At 46.7% G+C, this 18239-nt stretch carries 19 protein-coding genes; all 19 read left to right on the top strand.

What is annotated here, in order from left to right:
* Nucleotides 1–27 precede the first annotated feature (27 nt).
* The 19 genes from QM717_RS03290 to QM717_RS03200 all read left to right on the top strand — a co-directional run bounded on the left by QM717_RS03290 (nucleotide 28) and on the right by QM717_RS03200 (nucleotide 18238).
* Nucleotides 28–432, top strand: coding sequence for a hypothetical protein (locus QM717_RS03290; RefSeq protein ID WP_415034800.1), 405 nt, complete (start codon nucleotides 28–30; stop codon nucleotides 430–432).
* A complete protein-coding gene (locus tag QM717_RS03285; protein WP_415034798.1) occupies nucleotides 432–1430 on the top strand; it encodes a BtrH N-terminal domain-containing protein in 999 nt (332 codons plus the stop codon). Before QM717_RS03290 ends, QM717_RS03285 begins: the two co-directional genes overlap by 1 nt.
* 6 nt (nucleotides 1431–1436) lie before the next feature.
* Nucleotides 1437–2189, top strand: a complete 753-nt coding sequence (locus tag QM717_RS03280) for an ABC transporter ATP-binding protein (protein ID WP_415034796.1) — start codon at nucleotides 1437–1439, stop codon at nucleotides 2187–2189.
* Nucleotides 2179–3462, top strand: a complete 1284-nt coding sequence (locus QM717_RS03275; RefSeq protein WP_415034794.1) for an ABC transporter permease — start codon at nucleotides 2179–2181, stop codon at nucleotides 3460–3462. Before QM717_RS03280 ends, QM717_RS03275 begins: the two co-directional genes overlap by 11 nt.
* Complete coding sequence (locus QM717_RS03270) at nucleotides 3437–3886, top strand: acyl-CoA thioesterase (protein ID WP_415034792.1); 450 nt, start codon at nucleotides 3437–3439, stop codon at nucleotides 3884–3886. Before QM717_RS03275 ends, QM717_RS03270 begins: the two co-directional genes overlap by 26 nt.
* 1 nt (nucleotide 3887) lies before the next feature.
* Nucleotides 3888–5024, top strand: coding sequence for a beta-ketoacyl synthase N-terminal-like domain-containing protein (locus tag QM717_RS03265; RefSeq protein WP_415034790.1), 1137 nt, complete (start codon nucleotides 3888–3890; stop codon nucleotides 5022–5024).
* A 161-nt stretch (nucleotides 5025–5185) separates the two neighbouring features.
* Nucleotides 5186–5641: a 3-oxoacyl-ACP synthase gene (locus tag QM717_RS03260; RefSeq protein ID WP_415034788.1), complete on the top strand. Its 456-nt coding sequence runs from the start codon at nucleotides 5186–5188 to the stop codon at nucleotides 5639–5641.
* 4 nt (nucleotides 5642–5645) lie between these two features.
* Complete coding sequence (locus tag QM717_RS03255) at nucleotides 5646–5903, top strand: phosphopantetheine-binding protein (RefSeq protein ID WP_415034786.1); 258 nt, start codon at nucleotides 5646–5648, stop codon at nucleotides 5901–5903.
* A 78-nt stretch (nucleotides 5904–5981) separates the two neighbouring features.
* Nucleotides 5982–7175, top strand: coding sequence for a beta-ketoacyl-[acyl-carrier-protein] synthase family protein (locus QM717_RS03250; RefSeq protein WP_415034784.1), 1194 nt, complete (start codon nucleotides 5982–5984; stop codon nucleotides 7173–7175).
* Complete coding sequence (locus QM717_RS03245) at nucleotides 7176–8237, top strand: beta-ketoacyl synthase N-terminal-like domain-containing protein (RefSeq protein WP_415034782.1); 1062 nt, start codon at nucleotides 7176–7178, stop codon at nucleotides 8235–8237.
* Nucleotides 8234–9007, top strand: coding sequence for a polysaccharide deacetylase family protein (locus QM717_RS03240; protein ID WP_415034780.1), 774 nt, complete (start codon nucleotides 8234–8236; stop codon nucleotides 9005–9007). Before QM717_RS03245 ends, QM717_RS03240 begins: the two co-directional genes overlap by 4 nt.
* Complete coding sequence (locus QM717_RS03235) at nucleotides 8997–9626, top strand: LolA family protein (protein ID WP_415034778.1); 630 nt, start codon at nucleotides 8997–8999, stop codon at nucleotides 9624–9626. The genes QM717_RS03240 and QM717_RS03235 overlap by 11 nt, the downstream gene beginning before the upstream one ends.
* On the top strand, nucleotides 9592–10227 hold the full coding sequence (locus QM717_RS03230) for a hypothetical protein (protein WP_415034776.1): 636 nt from the start codon (nucleotides 9592–9594) through the stop codon (nucleotides 10225–10227). Before QM717_RS03235 ends, QM717_RS03230 begins: the two co-directional genes overlap by 35 nt.
* Nucleotides 10228–10236: 9 nt before the next feature.
* A complete protein-coding gene (locus QM717_RS03225) occupies nucleotides 10237–10944 on the top strand; it encodes an outer membrane beta-barrel protein (protein WP_415034774.1) in 708 nt (235 codons plus the stop codon).
* A gap of 1 nt (nucleotide 10945) precedes the next feature.
* Nucleotides 10946–11317 carry a 3-hydroxyacyl-ACP dehydratase gene (locus tag QM717_RS03220; protein ID WP_415034772.1) on the top strand — a complete coding sequence of 124 codons (372 nt, stop codon included), beginning with the start codon at nucleotides 10946–10948 and terminating at the stop codon, nucleotides 11315–11317.
* 70 nt (nucleotides 11318–11387) lie between these two features.
* Complete coding sequence (locus QM717_RS03215) at nucleotides 11388–11870, top strand: hypothetical protein (protein ID WP_415034770.1); 483 nt, start codon at nucleotides 11388–11390, stop codon at nucleotides 11868–11870.
* A 6-nt stretch (nucleotides 11871–11876) separates the two neighbouring features.
* Nucleotides 11877–13046, top strand: coding sequence for a DUF2062 domain-containing protein (locus QM717_RS03210; RefSeq protein WP_415034768.1), 1170 nt, complete (start codon nucleotides 11877–11879; stop codon nucleotides 13044–13046).
* 3 nt (nucleotides 13047–13049) lie between these two features.
* The gene (locus QM717_RS03205) at nucleotides 13050–16715 is read left to right on the top strand and encodes a 1-acyl-sn-glycerol-3-phosphate acyltransferase (protein WP_415034766.1); all 3666 of its coding nucleotides are present in this window, start codon (nucleotides 13050–13052) and stop codon (nucleotides 16713–16715) included.
* A complete protein-coding gene (locus QM717_RS03200) occupies nucleotides 16715–18238 on the top strand; it encodes a phytoene desaturase family protein (RefSeq protein ID WP_415034764.1) in 1524 nt (507 codons plus the stop codon). The genes QM717_RS03205 and QM717_RS03200 overlap by 1 nt, the downstream gene beginning before the upstream one ends.
* Nucleotide 18239: the final 1 nt, after the last annotated feature.

Here is an 18239-nt window from a genome sequence, read left to right as displayed (position 1 = left end):
TTCGACCTGGAAAATAAGCACTCACAGATGAAAAAGAATGAAGTACCGCAGGATGAAGGCAATCTTTCCAAAAGCAACATGAAAGAATTGGTGTATGCCACCGATGAAAATGGCAATTACACGACTGCACTCAGTTCGGGATGGGAGCCCAAGACCATCGCATTGTCTAACTCGCTCGAGGACATCAACGAACGAATCGAAGAAGCCAAACAACGCGTCAAGGAAGGCAATGCCAGCCCGATTGTTTATTTCATGGAACTCAACAAAATGGACATGAATGTACTAGCCGGATATGTGGGCATGTGGAAATGGCGCATCAAAAAGCACTTCAAGCCCAAGGTTTTTGTTGGGCTCAGCGACCGTGTTCTGCAGCGTTATGCCGATGCGTTCAACATTTCGCTTTCGGAACTCAAAAAATTCAAAGCCGAATAATGGAATTAGGATTCACCCACCACCAATCGGCGCATTGCGAAAACGGCGTCGCGTCAAACTTGCTCAAGCACAACGGATTTGAGATCAGCGAGCCGATGATTTTCGGAATCGGATCGGGATTGTTTTTTGTTTACATCCCATTTTTGCAGGTCAACCACGCCCCTGCGATTTCGTATCGCCCGATGCCCGGAACGATTTTCAACAAGGCCGCCAAGCGACTCGGATTCAATGTCAAGCGCGTCAAGTTTTCGAACCCGAAGGCCGCTGAAAAAGCATTGGACGAAAACCTCAAAAACAACATCCCGACGGGTTTGCAGGTCGGTGTTTTCGGCCTGACCTATTTCCCGGACGAATACCGTTTCCATTTCAACGCGCACAATTGCGTGGTCTATGGCAAGACCGAAACCGATTACCTCGTAAGCGATCCGGTCATGGAACATGTCACGACACTGACCCATCAGGATATGGAGAAAGTGCGTTTTGCCAAAGGGGCGTTCGCTCCAAAAGGACAGATGTATTATCCGACCTCTATTCCCAAGACATCCGATTTGCCACAGGCAATCATCAAAGGAATCAAGGAAACCTGCCGCGACATGCTGGCGCCGGTGCCTTATGTCGGCGTAAAAGGAATCCGCACCGTGGCGCGAAAAATCCCGAAATGGGCCGATAAGCTCGGTACGAAAAAAGCCAACCATTACCTCGCCCAGATTGTGCGGATGCAGGAAGAAATCGGTACCGGAGGCGGCGGTTTTCGCTTTATCTATGCGGCTTTTTTACAAGAAGCAGCCGTCGTCCTGAACAACGAAAAATTAAAAGCATTATCTTTGGAAATGACCAAGATTGGCGATTTGTGGCGTGATTTTGCCGTGAATGCCTCGCGCGTTTACAAGAACAGGAGCTCGCAAACCGATGTGTACAATACGCTTTCGAAGGAAATGTTGCACATTGCCGATCTCGAGGAAGCCTTCTTCAAAGAATTAAAAAAAGCCATCAGCTAGATTATTTTGCAGCCGATTATCCAAATAAATGACCTTGCCAAAAAGTACAGGGATGCCGAGACGTATTCGCTGAACCATTTTTCGCTCGAAATCCTCGAAGGGGAAATTTTTGGATTGCTGGGACCTAATGGCGCGGGGAAAAGTACGTTGATTTCAATCCTATGCGGGCTGATCGAACCGACTTCGGGGCATTTTACCATCAACGGATTGAATTACGACAAAAATGCGTTCGCCATCAAGAAAATCATTGGGGTCGTCCCTCAGGAGTATGCGCTTTATCCGACCTTGACGGCGCGTGAAAACCTCATGTATTTTGGCAGCATGTACGGACTCAAAGGATCCGAACTCAAAGATAAAGTAGTTGAAAGCCTTGAATTTCTTGGACTTTTGAAATTTGCCGACAAACGCGTCGAGACCTTTTCAGGCGGAATGAAACGCCGCGTGAACCTTATCGCCGGCATTTTGCACCAGCCCAAAGTGTTGTTTCTCGATGAACCCACCGTTGGGGTAGACGTACAGTCGAAGAATGCCATTATCGAATACCTGCAAAAACTCAATGCGAACGGGACTACGATCATCTACACGTCGCACCATTTGGCCGAGGCGCAGGAATTCTGTACCGATATTGCCATTGTCGATTGCGGACGCGTGTTTGCCAAGAATACGCCCCAAGCCTTGATCGAACTGACGCCCAACGCGAAAGACCTCGAAGATGTTTTTCTATCATTAACCGGTAAAGGATTGCGCGATGGTCTATAAGTTATACATGTCTGTCCTCAAGGAAATCCTGTTGCTCAAACGCGACTTGGGCGGTGTGATCATCTTGTTCATCATGCCATTGGTATTGATTATTACGGTAACCCTGATCCAGGACAATACATTTAAGAAAGTCAGCGATGCCAAAATCCCGATTTTGCTCGTCAATCACGACAATGGGAAAGTCTCCGAATCGGTTTTTGAAAATCTCGAAAAAAGCCAGGCATTCAGCGTACTGACCCAATTTGATAACCAAAACATTACCGAGGAACAAGCCAAAGAAGCCGTTTTCAAAGGCAAATACCAATTGGCCATCGTGATCCCGAAAAACCTGAGCCAGGATTTGCAAAGCAAGATTGACCAGAACGTAGACCAGATCCTGAGCAATTTCGGATTGGTCGATTCTACAGCAGTAAAAAAAGAAAAGAAGTTCATTACACAAAAAGAAGTCAAATTGTATTTTGACCCGGCGGTGCAATTGAGTTTCAAAAATGCCGTCATGAGTTCGATCGACAAAATGATCTCGCAGATTGAAACCCAATCGATTTATGCTGCGTTCCAGGAACAATTGGGTGAGAGCGATTTCAATTTCGAGCAGAAAAGTTTCATCAACTTCAAGGAAATCGTACCGAGGGTCAACAACAAGGAAATCAAACCCAATTCGGTACAGCATAACGTACCGGCCTGGACCTTGTTTGCGATGTTCTTTATCGTGATTCCGCTTTCGATCAATATTGTCAAGGAAAAGAGCCAGGGCACTTTCGTGCGGCTGCGCACCAATCCGGTACAAGGAATGGTCGTTATCGCCGGAAAAACCATTACCTACCTGATCATCTGCATGATCCAGTTTTATATGATGTTGGCTGTGGCGGTGTATTTGTTCCCGCACATCGGATTGCCGGCCTTGAACGTCGATCATAACTTCTTGTTGATGAGCATCGTGGCACTTTTCTGTGGATTTGCGGCCATCGGTTACGGAATATTGGTCGGAACCATTGCCAAGACCCAGGAACAGTCCGCGCCATTTGGATCGACGAGTGTCATCATCCTCGCGGCCATTGGTGGGGTTTGGGTGCCGGTTTTCGCGATGCCCAAAATGATGCAGGTCATCGCCCAATGTTCGCCCATGAATTGGGGACTCAATGCCTTTTACGACGTGATTTTGCGCAACGTCGGTTTGGTGGACATTTTGCCCGAAATCAGCCTGTTGTTTTTATTTTTTATAGTGACCACGATTATCGCCCTGTTTTATGACAAGAAAAAAAGAACCGTTTAACGAAGCCGAACAACTGACGGTAAGCCAGGAAATCCGCGTGCGATTCAACGAGACCGACCCGCTCGGCATTGTTTGGCATGGCTACTACATTACTTATTTTGAGGACGGTCGCGAGGCATTCGGTCGCAAGCATGGTATTTCGTACCTCGATGTGTTCGACAGCGGTTACACCACGCCGATTGTAAAATCCTCCTGCGAGCACAAATTGTCGTTGCGTTATGGCGATGTGGCGCGCATCGAGACGACCATTGTCGACACGCCTGCCGCCAAGATGATTTTTCGGTACAAGATCTTTGATGCCAACAATGAAATTGCGTGTACAGGGGAAACAATTCAGGTTTTCCTCGATCCGAAAGGAGAACTGCAATTGACGAACCCACCATTTTTTGAAGCGTGGAAACGCAAAGTAGGATTGATCAAATAAGATGGCAAAAGACGTATACATTTCCGCTACCAATTGCATCACGCCCATGGGTTTTGATGTAGAAACGAATGTCGAAAACATTCTTTCGGGTCGTTCGGGGATTTCCCAATTCACTGACCGGCAACTCATGGAACATCCGTTTCATGCGGCCATGCTGGATAAGGATGAATTGGATAAGGCCGCTTCACAAATAAAAAATGTAGATAATTACACCAAACTGGAACGAATGATGATTTTGGCATTGGCTCCGATAATAGCCCAATCCCAATCCAAATTGAATCCGAGGACTGCTTTTATACTTTCGACGACCAAAGGAAATATTACGGCGTTGGAAAATCCGCAGCAGCCGATCCAGAAAGCCCAACTTTCGCAGTTGGCACGCACGGTTGCGGATCATTTTGGTTTCCAAGCCGAACCGATTGTGGTGTCGAATGCCTGTGTTTCGGGGATATTGGCCGTAGCCATTGCCAAGCGGATGATCCAGGCCAATTTGTACGACGAAGCGTTTGTGGTCAGCGGAGACTTGGTTTCAGAATTTGTTCTTTCTGGTTTCAACTCATTCCAGGCGATGAGTGATTTGCCGTGCAAGCCTTATTCTGCGAACCGAACCGGGGTGACGTTGGGGGAAGCCACTGCGGCAGTTTGGGTCACTAGCGATCCGGCCCACGCCAAGGCCAAAATCCTCGGTGACGGATCGATTAATGACGCCAACCATATTTCGGGACCATCGCGTACGGGTGAAGGCTTGTTCCGCAGTATCGAAAGTGCGATGAAAGAAGCAAAGATGGATGCTCAACAAATCGATTACATATCCGCGCATGGGACGGCGACTCCGTTCAACGACGAAATGGAAGCCATTGCGTTCAACCGTTTGGGATTGCAAAATGTCCCGATCAACAGCCTCAAGGGCTATTATGGCCATACGCTCGGCGCCTCGGGTTTACTCGAAACCGTCATCGGGATCGAATCGATGAACAGAAACCGACTGTTTGCTTCGATGGGTTTTGACGAAATCGGTGTGAGCCAACCGATCGAGGTCATCAAGGAAAACCACGAAAAGGAAATCGACATTTTCCTCAAAACGGCTTCCGGTTTTGGAGGCTGCAACACGGCAGTATTGTTCGAAAAAATCAAATAATCTTGGAAAACAAAACCTACATAAAATCCTGGTGCCGCCTCAGAAATGGACAATTGATCCATGATGGGAATGTCGTTTTCGAAACCGATAAAAATGACTTTTCTGTATTCTCAAAGCTTGCATACAAAGCATTAGAAGTTAATTACCTCAAATTTTTCAAAATGGATCATTTGAGCAAACTGGCTTTCCTGGGTGCCGAAGTGTTGCTCAAAAACGAAATCGATCCGGAAAACGAAAACGACATCGCCTTGCTTTTGGCCAACCGATCCTCCTCGCTCGATACCGATGTCAAATACCAGGAATCCATCGCCGACAAGCAGAGCTATTTCCCAAGCCCGGCGGTTTTCGTCTATACCTTGCCCAATATCTGTCTCGGCGAAATTAGTATCCGCCACCAATTGAAAAGTGAGAATTCTTTCTTTATATTTGACGCGTTCAATCCGGCATTTATGGCTGATTACGCGAATGTTCTGCTGCAAACGCAAAAGGCGGGAAAAGTACTTTGCGGCTGGGTCGAATTTTTCGCAAACGAATACGATGCTTTCCTTTACCTGGTTGAGGAACAAGGTGTTTTGGAAAACAACCCACAAAATTTAGAAACATTATACAATACATAAAAACATGGACGCATTAAAACAAGAATTGAAAGAGAAAATTATAGCGGTTTTGAATCTCGAAGATGTAAGCGCTGACGACATCAGCAACTCGGATCCGTTATTTGGCGAAGGATTGGGCTTGGATTCGATCGATGCACTCGAATTGATCGTGCTTTTGGACAAGGATTACGGCATCAAATTGACCGATCCGAAAGAAGGGAAAAATATTTTCCAGTCGATCGACACGATGGCCGATTACATTACTGCGAACAGAACGAAATAATTTCAGATTGTTGATTTCAGATTTTAGATTTCTGCGGAGATTCAATCTGAAATCATAAAATCTCAAATCTAAAATTACATGAAAGTAGCCATCACCGGAATGGGAATCATTTCTGCCATCGGCCATTCGGTGGAGGAAAACTTTGACGCGCTCGTAAACAGCCGCAAAGCCATCACCGATATCGACAACATTCCGACGGTTCACGCCAATGTGATCAAAGTGGGCGAAATCAAGAAAACCAACGAGGAACTCGCCGCAGCACTCGGATTGTCGCCCGACAATAATTTCACGCGAACCGCGATGATCGGTGCCATTGCAGCCAAACAGGCGGTCAAAGATGCCGGAATCTCGAACATCAACCAGTACAAAACCGGACTCATTTCCGCGACCAGCGTCGGCGGCATGGACACCACCGAAAAGCATTATTACGATTATTTCAAAGACGAAAACCTCGTCAAATACATCAGTGCGCACGACGGCGGCGATGTGGCGCAGAAAATTGCCGAGCAAATCGGTTTGCAGGGTTTTGTGACGACCATCAGTACGGCCTGCTCGTCTGCGGCCAATTCGATCATGCTCGGCGCACGGCTCATCAATGCCGGAAAACTCGATCGTGTAATCGTGGGCGGAACCGATGCTTTGGCCAAATTTACCATCAATGGTTTCAAGACGTTGATGATTCTGTCGGACACCTATAACACGCCATTCGACCACAACCGCAAAGGATTAAATCTTGGCGAAGCCGCGGCTTTCCTGGTTCTCGAATCGGATGAAGTTGTCAAAAAGCAAAACAAGAAAGTATTGGCATACGTTTCGGGTTTTGGCAATGCCAACGATGCGTTCCACCAAACGGCTTCTTCCGAAAACGGAGAAGGTGCCTTTTTGGCGATGGAAAAAGCATTCAAATTGGCGAATCTCAAGCCATCGGACATCGATTACATCAACATGCACGGAACCGCAACGCCCAACAACGATTTGAGCGAAGGCCGTGCCGTGATCCGCATTTTTGGCGAAGAAAATGTTCCCGATTTCTCCTCGACCAAAGCATTTACCGGTCATACTTTGGCGGCCGCAGCGGCAATCGAAGCGGTCTATTCGGTATTGGCCATCCAAAACGGCGTGGTGTATCCGAACCTCAATTTCGAGACGCCGATGGAGGAATTCAATTTGATTCCGCAAACCGAAACCAAGCATAAAAATATCGAGCATGTGTTGTCTAATTCCTTTGGATTCGGGGGCAACTGTTCGACCGTAATTTTTTCGAAAAGCTAGATGAAAAGGACCTATATCAACGGAATCGGCTGTGTTTCGGCACAAAAAAACGAAGGAGAATTTGCGTCGGCTTTTGCAGTCAACGAAAGCACGAATGTCTTGCCGCTCGAAAAACCCGAGTACAAGGATTATTTCTCTCCGATTGCCGCAAGAAGAATGTCGAAGGCCGTCAAAAATGGCATCGTCGCTTCGGCGGTCGCCATGAAGGAAGCGAACCTCGAAATGCCCGGCGCGATCATCACCGGAACCGGAATGGGCTGCATCGAGGATTCCGACAAATTCCTCAAGGCGATCATCGACAACAACGAAGAATTCCTGACACCGACCTCTTTTATCCAATCGACACACAATACCGTCGCGGCACAAATCGCACTCGGATTGCAATGCAAGGCGTACAATTTTACGTATGTCAATGCGGCGGTCTCGTTCGAATCGGCTTTGCTCGACGGCAAATTGCAGCTCGAGGAACAAGAAACCGATTCGGTCCTGATTGGCGGCATCGACGAAATGACCGATTATACCGCGTCATTGTTTAAACTCGCCGGATTTATCAAAAAAGACGAAGAAGGCACTTTTCCAATCCTCAATTCCAAAACTTCGGGAACCATTTTTGGCGAAGGCGCGACATTTTTCGTACTCGAAAATGAAAAATCGAATTCGACTTATGCGGAGGTCAAGGATGTGGAAATCATCAACGAAATCAGTATCACGTCGCTTCCGCAAAAGATCGAAAGTTTCCTTTCGGCCAACGGATTGTCGGCTTCCGACATCGACGTTTTGATTGACGGAACCAATGGCGACACCGATTTCAGCGGTTATTACGAAATCTTGACCCATGGGCTTTTCGCCGATACGCCGCAAGTGTACTACAAACATTTGAGCGGCGAATACAATACGGCTTCGGCTTTTGGGTTGTATGTGGGCGCGAACATCGTGAAATTGCAAAATATTCCACAGATTTTGAGCGCCAACGGCAAAACCAAACCCGAATACAAAACCGTTTTGCTGTACAACCAATACCGCGGCATTGACCACAGTTTTACCTTAATTTCAAAAGCTTGAAGCATTTAATTGCACGGATCTTTTTCCTTTCGGTCTTGGGTCTGCTGGCGCTCTGGAGTTTTTTTGCGCCGGTCAGCGGATGGTATTTTGTATTCATTTTATTGCTTTGGTTCGTGACCAATATTATCGGTTCGTCGTTCATCCAGTACAACTACCACGTCAAGGCGTATTGTTCGAATCCATCGGAAAAGGACCAAAAAATTGCACTGACTTTTGACGACGGCCCGAATGAAAATACGTTGCAGATTCTCGAAATTCTCAAAACACATAACGCCAAGGCGACTTTTTTCTGCATCGGCAAAAATATTGAAAAGCATCCCGATATTTTGCGTAAAATAGCCCAAGACGGTCACGAAATCGGGAACCATTCGTACAGCCACAGCGATTTTTTTGACTTTTACCGCAAAGACCGCGTGACAAAGGAACTCAAGGAAACCGATAACCTAATTGAAGAAATCACGGGTAAAAAACCAACATTTTTTCGCCCGCCTTATGGCGTAACCAACCCCTCGATCCGTCGGGCATTGGCCATCACCAAACACAAAGTCATCGGCTGGAACATCCGTTCGATGGACGGCATCAGCAAAAATACCCAGGCGATTTTTAACAGGATTGTCAGGCAATTGTCTCCGGGTTCTGTCGTACTTTTGCACGATACGCGGCTGGAAACCAATGTGGTTCTGGAACAGTTGTTGCTAAGCCTGGCCGAAAAAAATTATGAAGTGGTTCCAACAGCGCAATTGCTGAACCTCAAAGCCTATGAAAATTAAAATTATTCTTCCTTTTTTCTTGTTGCTGGTTTTCATCGGCCATGCGCAGGAACAGAAAATGACTGACAGCGAGGCGGCGACTTTCCGCCAATCGGTCAATGCCGTTTCCAAAAAAATCAAGTCGCTCTCGACCGATTTCACCCAGTTCAAACACATGGATTTCCTCGCGAAAGACATCGAAACTTCCGGAAAAATGTACTTCAAGGAACCCGATAAGTTGTTGTGGCAGTACAAAAAGCCGTATAATTACACGATCGTGTTCAAGAACGGCAAGATCCTGATCAACGATGAGGGCAAGAAAAGCGCGATGGACGTGAGCAGCAGCAAGATTTTCGCGAAACTCAACAAACTCATCGTGGGCAGCGTCAGTGGCGATATGTTTGACGACAAGGAATTTGCGATTTCCTATTTCAAATCCAAGGATTACAACATCACGCGGCTGATCCCCAAAGACGCGGCGCTCAAAAAATACATCAAACAAATCGAATTGAGTTTTGACAAACAGGACAATACCGTGCTCCAGGTGCGCCTGATGGAATCTTCGGAAGATTACACGCGGATTGTCTTCAAAAACAAAGTGTTGAATGCGAAAGTCGACGATTCCGTTTTTACTAATTAATGGCCTGGCGTTGCTGCTGTTTTCGTGCGGATCCAATCCTGTGAAAGCACTCGCGGAACAGCCGGTGGGAAATGGGGTTTACCAAGCCACTTACTTTTCCGATCCCCAAATCGATTACGTCTACAAGACCAATATTACGGTCTACGGCAATGAATTGAGTGGGATTTTCATCGCCAAGAAAATCAACGAGACGACACACCGCGTGGTGTTTACGACCGAATTCGGGAACAAATTGCTCGATTTTGAGATTTCAGCGTCGGATTTCAAGGTCAATTCGATCGTGGAAGAACTCGACCGAAAGATGCTCATCAATACCTTGGTCGCCGATTTTAGGCTTTTGCTACGCGAAAAATATGACATCCAAGCGCAATTCGAAGCGGGCGAAAACAACGTGCTGCAATCCCGATCGGGGAATCGCTACAATTACCTGTATGTTTCCAAAAGCGGTGGCAAGCTGTCGCAAATCCGCCACGCTTCCAAAAGAAAAGAACAAATAAACATCCAGTATATTTCGGAAAACAATATTTTTGCTGACAAGATTGTGATCCAGCATTACAACCTCAAGCTCAGGATTGAATTTAATTATTTCAAAAACCAATAAACAAAGACTATGAAAAGAATCTTGACCGCGGCACTGTTGTGTTTCGCTTTTTCGCAAATGGACGCGCAGGTTACGTTTAGACCGGGCGTTCGTGCAGGGGTGAATTTCTCGCATTTTACCGAAGGAGATAATTACGACAACGGTTCGGTGTATGATCCGCAAACCCAGCAGTATTACAGAAACCGTCCGGCGGAATTCAACTCAAAGACCGATTTTTATGTGGGCTTGTACGGTGCGTTGAAATTGTCTAAATTCTATACGCTTCAGCCCGAGCTCAACTATTCGAGACAGGGCTCGAAAGTTGAATGGGCACAATACAATACCAATACGCATTCGTATATCCAGAATGATACGCAAATTGATGTTTCCTATATTTCAATCGGGCTCATCAATAAATTTACGTTTGCCGATAAGTTCAATCTTCACATTGGGCCTACTGTCGATGTAATTGTGGACAAGAACAGAAACCGTTATTATTACGATGACGTCAATATTGATCCGGCTTTGGGATACAATTATTATTACGACGATTATTACGATACCGAATCGGACATTGACCTGGCTTTCGTATTGGGAGTCGGCTACAATTTCACCAAAAACCTCGGTATTGAGGCCCGCGTCAAAAAAGGAATTATTCCGGTTTTTGATTTCTGGGACAACAACCACACGAACGTCGTATTTTCGGCGGGCTTGAATTACACATTTGACATCAAATAAAATGCTTTTAAAAGATTTTTACACCATACAGTCATTGGAGAAAAAGGACGGTCTCAAACACGAGGCGGTCCTTTTGATCAATGAAAAACACGAGGTTTTCAAGGGACATTTTCCAGGAAACCCGATTATGCCGGGGGTTTGCATGATGCAAATCATCAAGGAATTGACCGAAAAGATCACGCAAAAAACATTGATGATGCAAAGTCTTTCGAATGTGAAATTCATGGCACTGATCAATCCAGAAGCGACGCCCGAACTCAGACTCGAGCTCGACATCAACGAAACCGAAGAAGGTTTGATCAAAGTCAAAAACACCACGACTTTCGGTGAAACCGTGGCGCTTAAACTGGGCAGTACTTATAAGAAAATATAGTCTTGGCGTAAGAAAAAGCACGGCAAATCGCATTATCTTGTCGGTAGCCTTAATCTAAAAAATGACCGTTATGAAAATATTGATTCCGATTCTTTTCTTTTTGTTTTTGAGCAATCCCGATATTGCAGAGGTCAGGAAATTGTACACCGATGCGGCCAAATCGGAAGCCAACGCCGATGCTTTTTCCAATAAGTTGGCCATCGTTCCAGACAACGACGACAACAAGGTGCTCGTGGCCTACAAAGGATGTGCATTGACGTTGCAGTCGAAATTTTCGGGCAAGCTGTCCGAGAAAATCAGTTTCATGAAAGAAGGGGCCAAGTTGATCGATGCCGCCGCCGCCGCCGAGCCCGGCAACATCGAGATCCGCATGATCCGCCTCAGCGTACAGGAAAGTGTGCCGCGTATTGTCAATTACCGCGCGAACAAAACCGAGGACAAGGCCATGATCGTAAAGCATTTCAAAGATGCGGGCGAACTCAAGGACTACATCCGCAACTTCATCAACCAGTCAAAGAGCTTTACCGCAGCCGAAAAGAAAGCGCTCAAATAAGCCGCGATGGAACACCCAACCCAAATGAAACCGCTTCATTTTTGCGTTATTGTACCGACTTATAATAACCGCAAAACCTTAAGACGCGTGCTCGATTCCGTGTTGGAACAAACCACAGAAGTGATTGTCGTCAATGACGGATCGACCGATGAAACTCCGCAAATTTTAGCCGATTATCCCCAAATTACACTAATTAATTTTCCGCAAAACCAAGGCAAAGGAATGGCCTTGCGCGAAGGTTTCAAGAAGGCCATGGCGATGGGTTACGACTACGCCATCACGATCGATTCCGATGGGCAGCATTTCGCCACCGACATCCCAATTTTTGTTGAAGCGATCCAAGAAACCGGCGATGCGTTACTGATCGGGAGCCGCAACATGAAACAGGAAGGCGTACCGGGTAAAAGCAGTTTCGGAAACAATTTTTCCAACTTTTGGTTCTGGTTTGAAACGGGCATCCGCATGAACGACACCCAATCGGGTTTCCGCGCCTACCCATTAAAGCTGATTCCCAAGCGATACGTGACCAACAAATTCGAATTCGAGATTGAAGTCATCGTGCGTTCGGCCTGGAAAGGCGTCCCGGTCAAGAACATCCCGATCCAAATCCTTTACGATCCCAACGAACGCGTGTCGCATTTCCGGCCGTTCAAGGATTTTACGCGCATCAGCATCCTCAATACGGTGTTGGTCGCCATCGCGTTGGTCTATATCAAGCCGCGCGACTTGATCCGCAAACTAAAAAAAAAAGGACTTAAGAAATTCCTGCTCGAGAACATCCTGCACAACGAAGACTCGAATACCCAAAAGGCATTGTCAATTGCACTTGGGGTTTTCATCGGTGTTTCGCCGCTTTGGGGTTTCCATACGATCGGCGTGTTGTTTCTCGCGGTTTTGTTCCGACTCAACAAGGTCATTGCCTATGCATTTTCGAATGTGAGCATTCCGCCGATGATCCCGTTTTTGGTCTATGGTTCGCTCAAAATGGGTGAAGTGTTCACGGGTACGGCCACGCCGGCTTTTTCCGAAATGACTTTCGATTTTGAGAGCCTCAAAAATAATCTGACCCAATACCTTATCGGTAGTTTTATTTTAGCATCTTTGTCGGCCGTAATTTTTGGCCTCGCGGGGTATTTAATCCTGACATTTTTTAGTACATTTAGACATAAAAAATAAAGCATGCACCACTATTTCTACGCCATACATTCCTTTGTCAACAGGAACAAAGCCTTGTCGGTCGGGATTTTTGCAGCGGTGCTTTTGTTTTTTGCGTTTCTCGCGAGCCGCATCACTTTCAGCGAGGACATCACCAAACTGATCCCGGTCAACGATCAGTCCGACGCGACGGCCAAGGTGCTCAACCAGCTCAATTTTGCCGACAAAATCACCGTCACGATCCATGCCCAGCAAGACGGCGGTGTCGACGATCTGACGCAATACGCACAGACTTTCCTGGACAGCATCAACCAATCGTGCAAACCCTATATCCATTCGGTTCAAGGGCGGATCGACGAGGAGAACATCCAGCAGACGATGGATTTCGTCTACCAAAACCTGCCGCTGCTGCTCGAAGAACAGGATTACCGGACGATCGAACGCAAACTCTCTACCGACAGCATTGCCGCCACAGTCGAGACCAATTACAAATCAATCGTTTCACCTTCGGGTTTGGTCACCAAGGATTTCATTTTGCAGGATCCGCTTGGGATTTCGTTTTTGGCACTCAAGAAATTGCAGCAGCTCAACATCGGGGACGAATTCGAACTCGAAAATGGGTTTGTCGTCACGAAAGACCGCAAGAAATTGCTGTTGTTCCTGACACCCGAATTGCCTTCGACCGAAACCGAAAAAAATACACTTTTTGCACAGAAACTGTATTCGATCCAAAAAAACCTGAACCGACAATTCAAAGGCAAGGCCGAAGCCAATTATTTCGGTTCGGCACTGATTGCCGTGGCCAATGCCAACCAAATCAAGGGCGACATCATCCTGACGACCTCGATTGCGATGGCCGCGCTGATGCTGATCCTGATTTTGTTCTACCGCAAGATATTCATCCCGATCATCATTTTTGTCCCGACGGTTTTCGGCGCGCTGTTTTCGATTGCATTCCTGTACATCCTAAAAGGGACGATTTCGGCCATTTCATTGGGCATCGGTTCGATCCTGATCGGCATCACGATCGATTATTCGCTGCACATCCTGACGCATTACAAACACAATTCGGACGTCAAAACCTTGTACAAAGACATCACGATGCCACTGATCATGAGCAGTACGACGACGGCCGTGGCGTTTTTGTGTCTGTTGTTCGTCAATTCCGAAGCGTTGCAGGATTTGGGAATTTTTGCGGCGACGATCACGATTTCATCCGCTATTTTTTCATTGCTTTTCGTCCCGCATTTGTACCAACCCAAGCAGGACAATTTTGCGCATAAACGCAATGTCATCGACCGCATGGCCGATTTTTCGTTCCACAAAAACAAGATCCTGATCGGCAGTTGCGTGGCGATCATCATCGTGTGCTTCTTTACGTACAATGATGTCGTTTTCAACAACGATCTGTCGCAGCTCAATTTTGTCCCGAAAGAAATCAAGGCCGCCGAGAAGGAACTCGAGGAAAGCACGAACCTCGCTTCCAAATCGATTTATCTTGCGGCTTACGGCAACAGCATCGACGCGGTCCTGAAAAACAACAACAAGCTTTTCGCCGAGTTGTGCAAGGACAAGCAATATGGGGAAATTCTCAATTTCAGTTCGGTGGGCGGGATTGTCATTTCGAAAGAACAGCAGCAGCAAAAAATCGACCGCTGGAAGGCGTTTTGGACCGCCGATAAAAAGGCGAAACTGACTTCGGACTTAATCGCCGAAGGAAACAAAATTGGTTTCAAACCCACGACCTACCAAAAATTCTACGAACACCTGAACACGAATTTCCAACCGATTGCCTATACCGACTACGCGAAACTCGATGCCTTGCAACTCAAGGAATTTGTATCGGAAAAGAATGGTTTTTACACCGTTTCTACTTTGGTCAAGGTCGATCGTGACAAACGCGATGCATTCGTAAACACGATGAAAAAGCAACCCGATGTCGTGACCATCGACCGCCAGCAGATGAACGAGACCTTCCTGGGCAATCTCAAGGACGATTTCAACCGATTGATCAATTATTCGTTTATCGCAGTCATTTTGATCTTGTTTTTCTTTTTCCGGCGCATCGAATTGGTACTCGTCGCGGCAGTTCCGATTGTCATCACCGGAGTCGTCACGGCAGGAATCATGGGCATTTTCGGCATCGAGCTCAACGTGTTCAGTACGATTGTCTGTACACTTGTTTTCGGGCACGGCGTCGATTTCAGCATTTTCATGACCAGCGCGCTGCAAAAGCAGTACACCGACGGCAAAAACGAAATCGCGATTTACCGCACTTCGATTATTTTGGCCGTCATCACTACGATTTTGGGAATCGGGGCGCTTATTTTCGCCAAGCATCCGGCACTGACCTCGATTTCTTCGGTCTCGTTGATCGGGGTTTTTGCGGCGCTGATCATCACCTTTATTTTTTACCCGATTTTGTTCAAGATGTTCATTTCGGGACGCGCCAAAAAAGGCAAGGCACCATTCCAGTTCCTGACCTTGGGGCACAGTATTTTGTCGTTTGCCTATTTCGGGTTTGGCGGGGTGTTTTTCTCGGTGATGAGTTTCCTGCTCAAGATTTTGCCGTTTCCATCCGAGGCGACCAAAATGCGTTGGTTTAGGTTCCACATGTCGAAATTGATGAAATCGGTGTTGTACACGAATTATTTCGTCAAGAAAACGGTGCTCAATCCATCAAATGAAACATTCGAAAAACCGGCTGTGATCATTGCCAATCATACGTCTTTCCTCGACATTCTCGCCGTTGGGATGCTGAGCCCGAAGACGATTTACCTCGTGAGCGACTGGGTGTACCAATCCCCGGTTTTTGGTGGCGCGGTACGCTGGGCTGGGTTCTATCCGGTTTCCGAAGGCATCGAAGGCGGTGTCGAACATCTGCGCAAAAAAGTTGAAGAAGGCTATTCGCTGATTGTGTTTCCCGAAGGTACCCGTTCGCAAACCAATGAAATCAAGCGTTTCCACAAAGGGGCATTTTATTTGGCCGAGCATTTCAACCTCGACATCATTCCGGTCGTGATCCATGGCAATTCGGAAGCGTTGCCCAAAGGTGATTTCATTATTTACGACGGTTCGATTACGGTCAATATTTTACCGAGGATCAAGCCAGACGACAAGCGTTTTGGCGAAAATTATGCAGAACGCACCAAAAAGATGTTGGCTTTTTTCAGGGCCGAATTCAACCAGATGCGCACAGCAATCGAAGGGCCGGATTATTTCAAGAAAACATTGGTCAACAGTTTCGATTACAAGGAAAGGGAAGTGGTCGATGCAGTCAAGGAAGACGTCAAGGACAAATTGCAATTGTATGCTGACCTCAATCAATTGATCGGGGAAAAAGCCAAAATCCTGCATATTGCCAATGATTATGGTCAGTTGGATGTTTTGCTTACCTTGCAACAAGCCACACGCAAAGTGGACAGCTGGATGGCAGATGATGAAAAACGTGCCGTGGCACGCACCAATTATATGGTACAAAAGAGAGCGATTCAGTATCTTGATCAACTTTCGGAAGCTGCACAGAAATACGACATATTACTGATTTCGGGAGCAAATGAGAATGCCGAACTTGCCGCCTTTTCTGATCGGATTATTTTAATCGATGGCAAGAAAAAAACGTTTATCGAGGCCGGTTTTGAAGTCGAACACGAACAACCGCGGATGGTTATTTTAAAAAGGAAGAATTGATGAAAACGCATTACGACGTAGTGATTATCGGGAGCGGACTGGGCGGACTGGTTTCTTCCATCATACTGGCCAAGGAAGGCTACAGCGTCTGTGTGCTCGAAAAAAACAACCAGTTCGGCGGGAATTTGCAAACCTTTGTGCGTGACAAGACGATTTTCGATACCGGCATCCACTACATCGGCGGGCTCGAAAAAGGCCAGAACCTGTACAAATATTTCAAGTATTTGGGCATTATGGATGATTTGAACCTCAAACGCATGGACAATGACGGTTTCGACATCATTTCGTTCGAAGAAGAAAACGAAGAATATCCGCACGCCCAGGGATACAGCAATTTTGTCGACCAATTGGTCAAGTTTTTTCCGCAAGAAAAACAAGCGATCCAGGAATACTGTGAGAAATTGATTGAAACCTGCGATTCTTTCCCGCTTTATAACCTACAAGCCGACGGCAAATACGACAACGAAATCCTGTCGATCAACGCCAAACAATACATAGACGAAATCACCGACAACGAAAAACTGCGCGCCGTGCTCGCGGGTTCCAACTTCCTGTATGCCGGCATCGACGACAAATCGCCATTTTACGTACATGCACTTTCGGTCAACTCCTACATCCAGAGTTCGTGGCGTTGCATCAACGGCGGCAGCCAGATCACCAAGCAACTGATCAAGCAACTCAAGGCACACGGAGGTGAAGTCTACAAATACAAAGAAGCGGTCAAGTTGACCACCAATGACACCAACGATGTGACTTCGGTTCAAATGAAAGATGGAAGCGAAGTTTTTGCGAAGATTTTTATTTCGAACATCGAGCCCAAAACCACTTTGGACATGGTGGGCGAAGACAAATTCCGCAAGTCATTTTACAGCCGCATCCAAAGTCTGGAAGGCGTGATTTCGGCCTTTAGCCTGTACATTGTTTTCAAGCCGGAAAGTTTCAAATACCTGAACCACAATTACTACCATTTCAAGAACAACAAGATTGTATGGACGGCGTTTGAATACGACGAACAGACCTGGCCGATGGCCTACATGGCCTCGATGAATGCGACCAAAAAATCAGACGACTGGGCCGACGGGATGACCTTCATCACCTACATGAAATTCGATGACATGAAGGCGTGGGAGCACACGTTCAACACCACCGCCGACAAGAACGACCGTGGCGAAACCTACGAAGAATTCAAGGCGCGCAAGGCCGAACGTTTCCTGCAGGAAATCGAAATTAAATTCCCCGGAATCCGCGACTGCATCAAGTCGATCCATACCTCGACACCGCTGTCGTACCGCGATTACATCGGCGGGCACAACGGCAACATGTACGGTTATGTCAAGGATTCGAACAACCCGATGAAAACGTTCATCGCACCCAAAACCAAACTCAACAATTTGTATCTGACCGGCCAAAGCATCAACATGCACGGCGTCTTGGGCGTGACGATCGGGGCGGTGGTGACCTGTTCTGAAATCGTCGGCAAAGAACATCTGGTCAATAAAATCAACGCCGCGGCGTTAGAATAAG

The organism is Flavobacterium sp. (assembly GCF_047602195.1).
GTDB lineage: Bacteria > Bacteroidota > Bacteroidia > Flavobacteriales > Flavobacteriaceae > Flavobacterium.
Note: the sequence above shows the minus strand (reverse complement) of the source record. Positions and strands in the feature narration are given on the sequence as shown.

What these genes read in the sequence shown, in the direction of transcription:
- QM717_RS03290 (WP_415034800.1), top strand. Translation starts at nt 28, where the DNA reads ATGAAAAAGAATGAAGTACCGCAGGATGAAGGCAATCTTTCCAAAAGC.
- QM717_RS03285 (WP_415034798.1), top strand. Translation starts at nt 432, where the DNA reads ATGGAATTAGGATTCACCCACCACCAATCGGCGCATTGCGAAAACGGC.
- QM717_RS03275 (WP_415034794.1), top strand. Translation starts at nt 2,179, where the DNA reads ATGGTCTATAAGTTATACATGTCTGTCCTCAAGGAAATCCTGTTGCTC.
- QM717_RS03270 (WP_415034792.1), top strand. Translation starts at nt 3,437, where the DNA reads ATGACAAGAAAAAAAGAACCGTTTAACGAAGCCGAACAACTGACGGTA.
- QM717_RS03265 (WP_415034790.1), top strand. Translation starts at nt 3,888, where the DNA reads ATGGCAAAAGACGTATACATTTCCGCTACCAATTGCATCACGCCCATG.
- QM717_RS03260 (WP_415034788.1), top strand. Translation starts at nt 5,186, where the DNA reads ATGGATCATTTGAGCAAACTGGCTTTCCTGGGTGCCGAAGTGTTGCTC.
- QM717_RS03255 (WP_415034786.1), top strand. Translation starts at nt 5,646, where the DNA reads ATGGACGCATTAAAACAAGAATTGAAAGAGAAAATTATAGCGGTTTTG.
- QM717_RS03250 (WP_415034784.1), top strand. Translation starts at nt 5,982, where the DNA reads ATGAAAGTAGCCATCACCGGAATGGGAATCATTTCTGCCATCGGCCAT.
- QM717_RS03245 (WP_415034782.1), top strand. Translation starts at nt 7,176, where the DNA reads ATGAAAAGGACCTATATCAACGGAATCGGCTGTGTTTCGGCACAAAAA.
- QM717_RS03235 (WP_415034778.1), top strand. Translation starts at nt 8,997, where the DNA reads ATGAAAATTAAAATTATTCTTCCTTTTTTCTTGTTGCTGGTTTTCATC.
- QM717_RS03230 (WP_415034776.1), top strand. Translation starts at nt 9,592, where the DNA reads ATGCGAAAGTCGACGATTCCGTTTTTACTAATTAATGGCCTGGCGTTG.
- QM717_RS03225 (WP_415034774.1), top strand. Translation starts at nt 10,237, where the DNA reads ATGAAAAGAATCTTGACCGCGGCACTGTTGTGTTTCGCTTTTTCGCAA.
- QM717_RS03220 (WP_415034772.1), top strand. Translation starts at nt 10,946, where the DNA reads ATGCTTTTAAAAGATTTTTACACCATACAGTCATTGGAGAAAAAGGAC.
- QM717_RS03215 (WP_415034770.1), top strand. Translation starts at nt 11,388, where the DNA reads ATGAAAATATTGATTCCGATTCTTTTCTTTTTGTTTTTGAGCAATCCC.
- QM717_RS03210 (WP_415034768.1), top strand. Translation starts at nt 11,877, where the DNA reads ATGGAACACCCAACCCAAATGAAACCGCTTCATTTTTGCGTTATTGTA.
- QM717_RS03205 (WP_415034766.1), top strand. Translation starts at nt 13,050, where the DNA reads ATGCACCACTATTTCTACGCCATACATTCCTTTGTCAACAGGAACAAA.
- QM717_RS03200 (WP_415034764.1), top strand. Translation starts at nt 16,715, where the DNA reads ATGAAAACGCATTACGACGTAGTGATTATCGGGAGCGGACTGGGCGGA.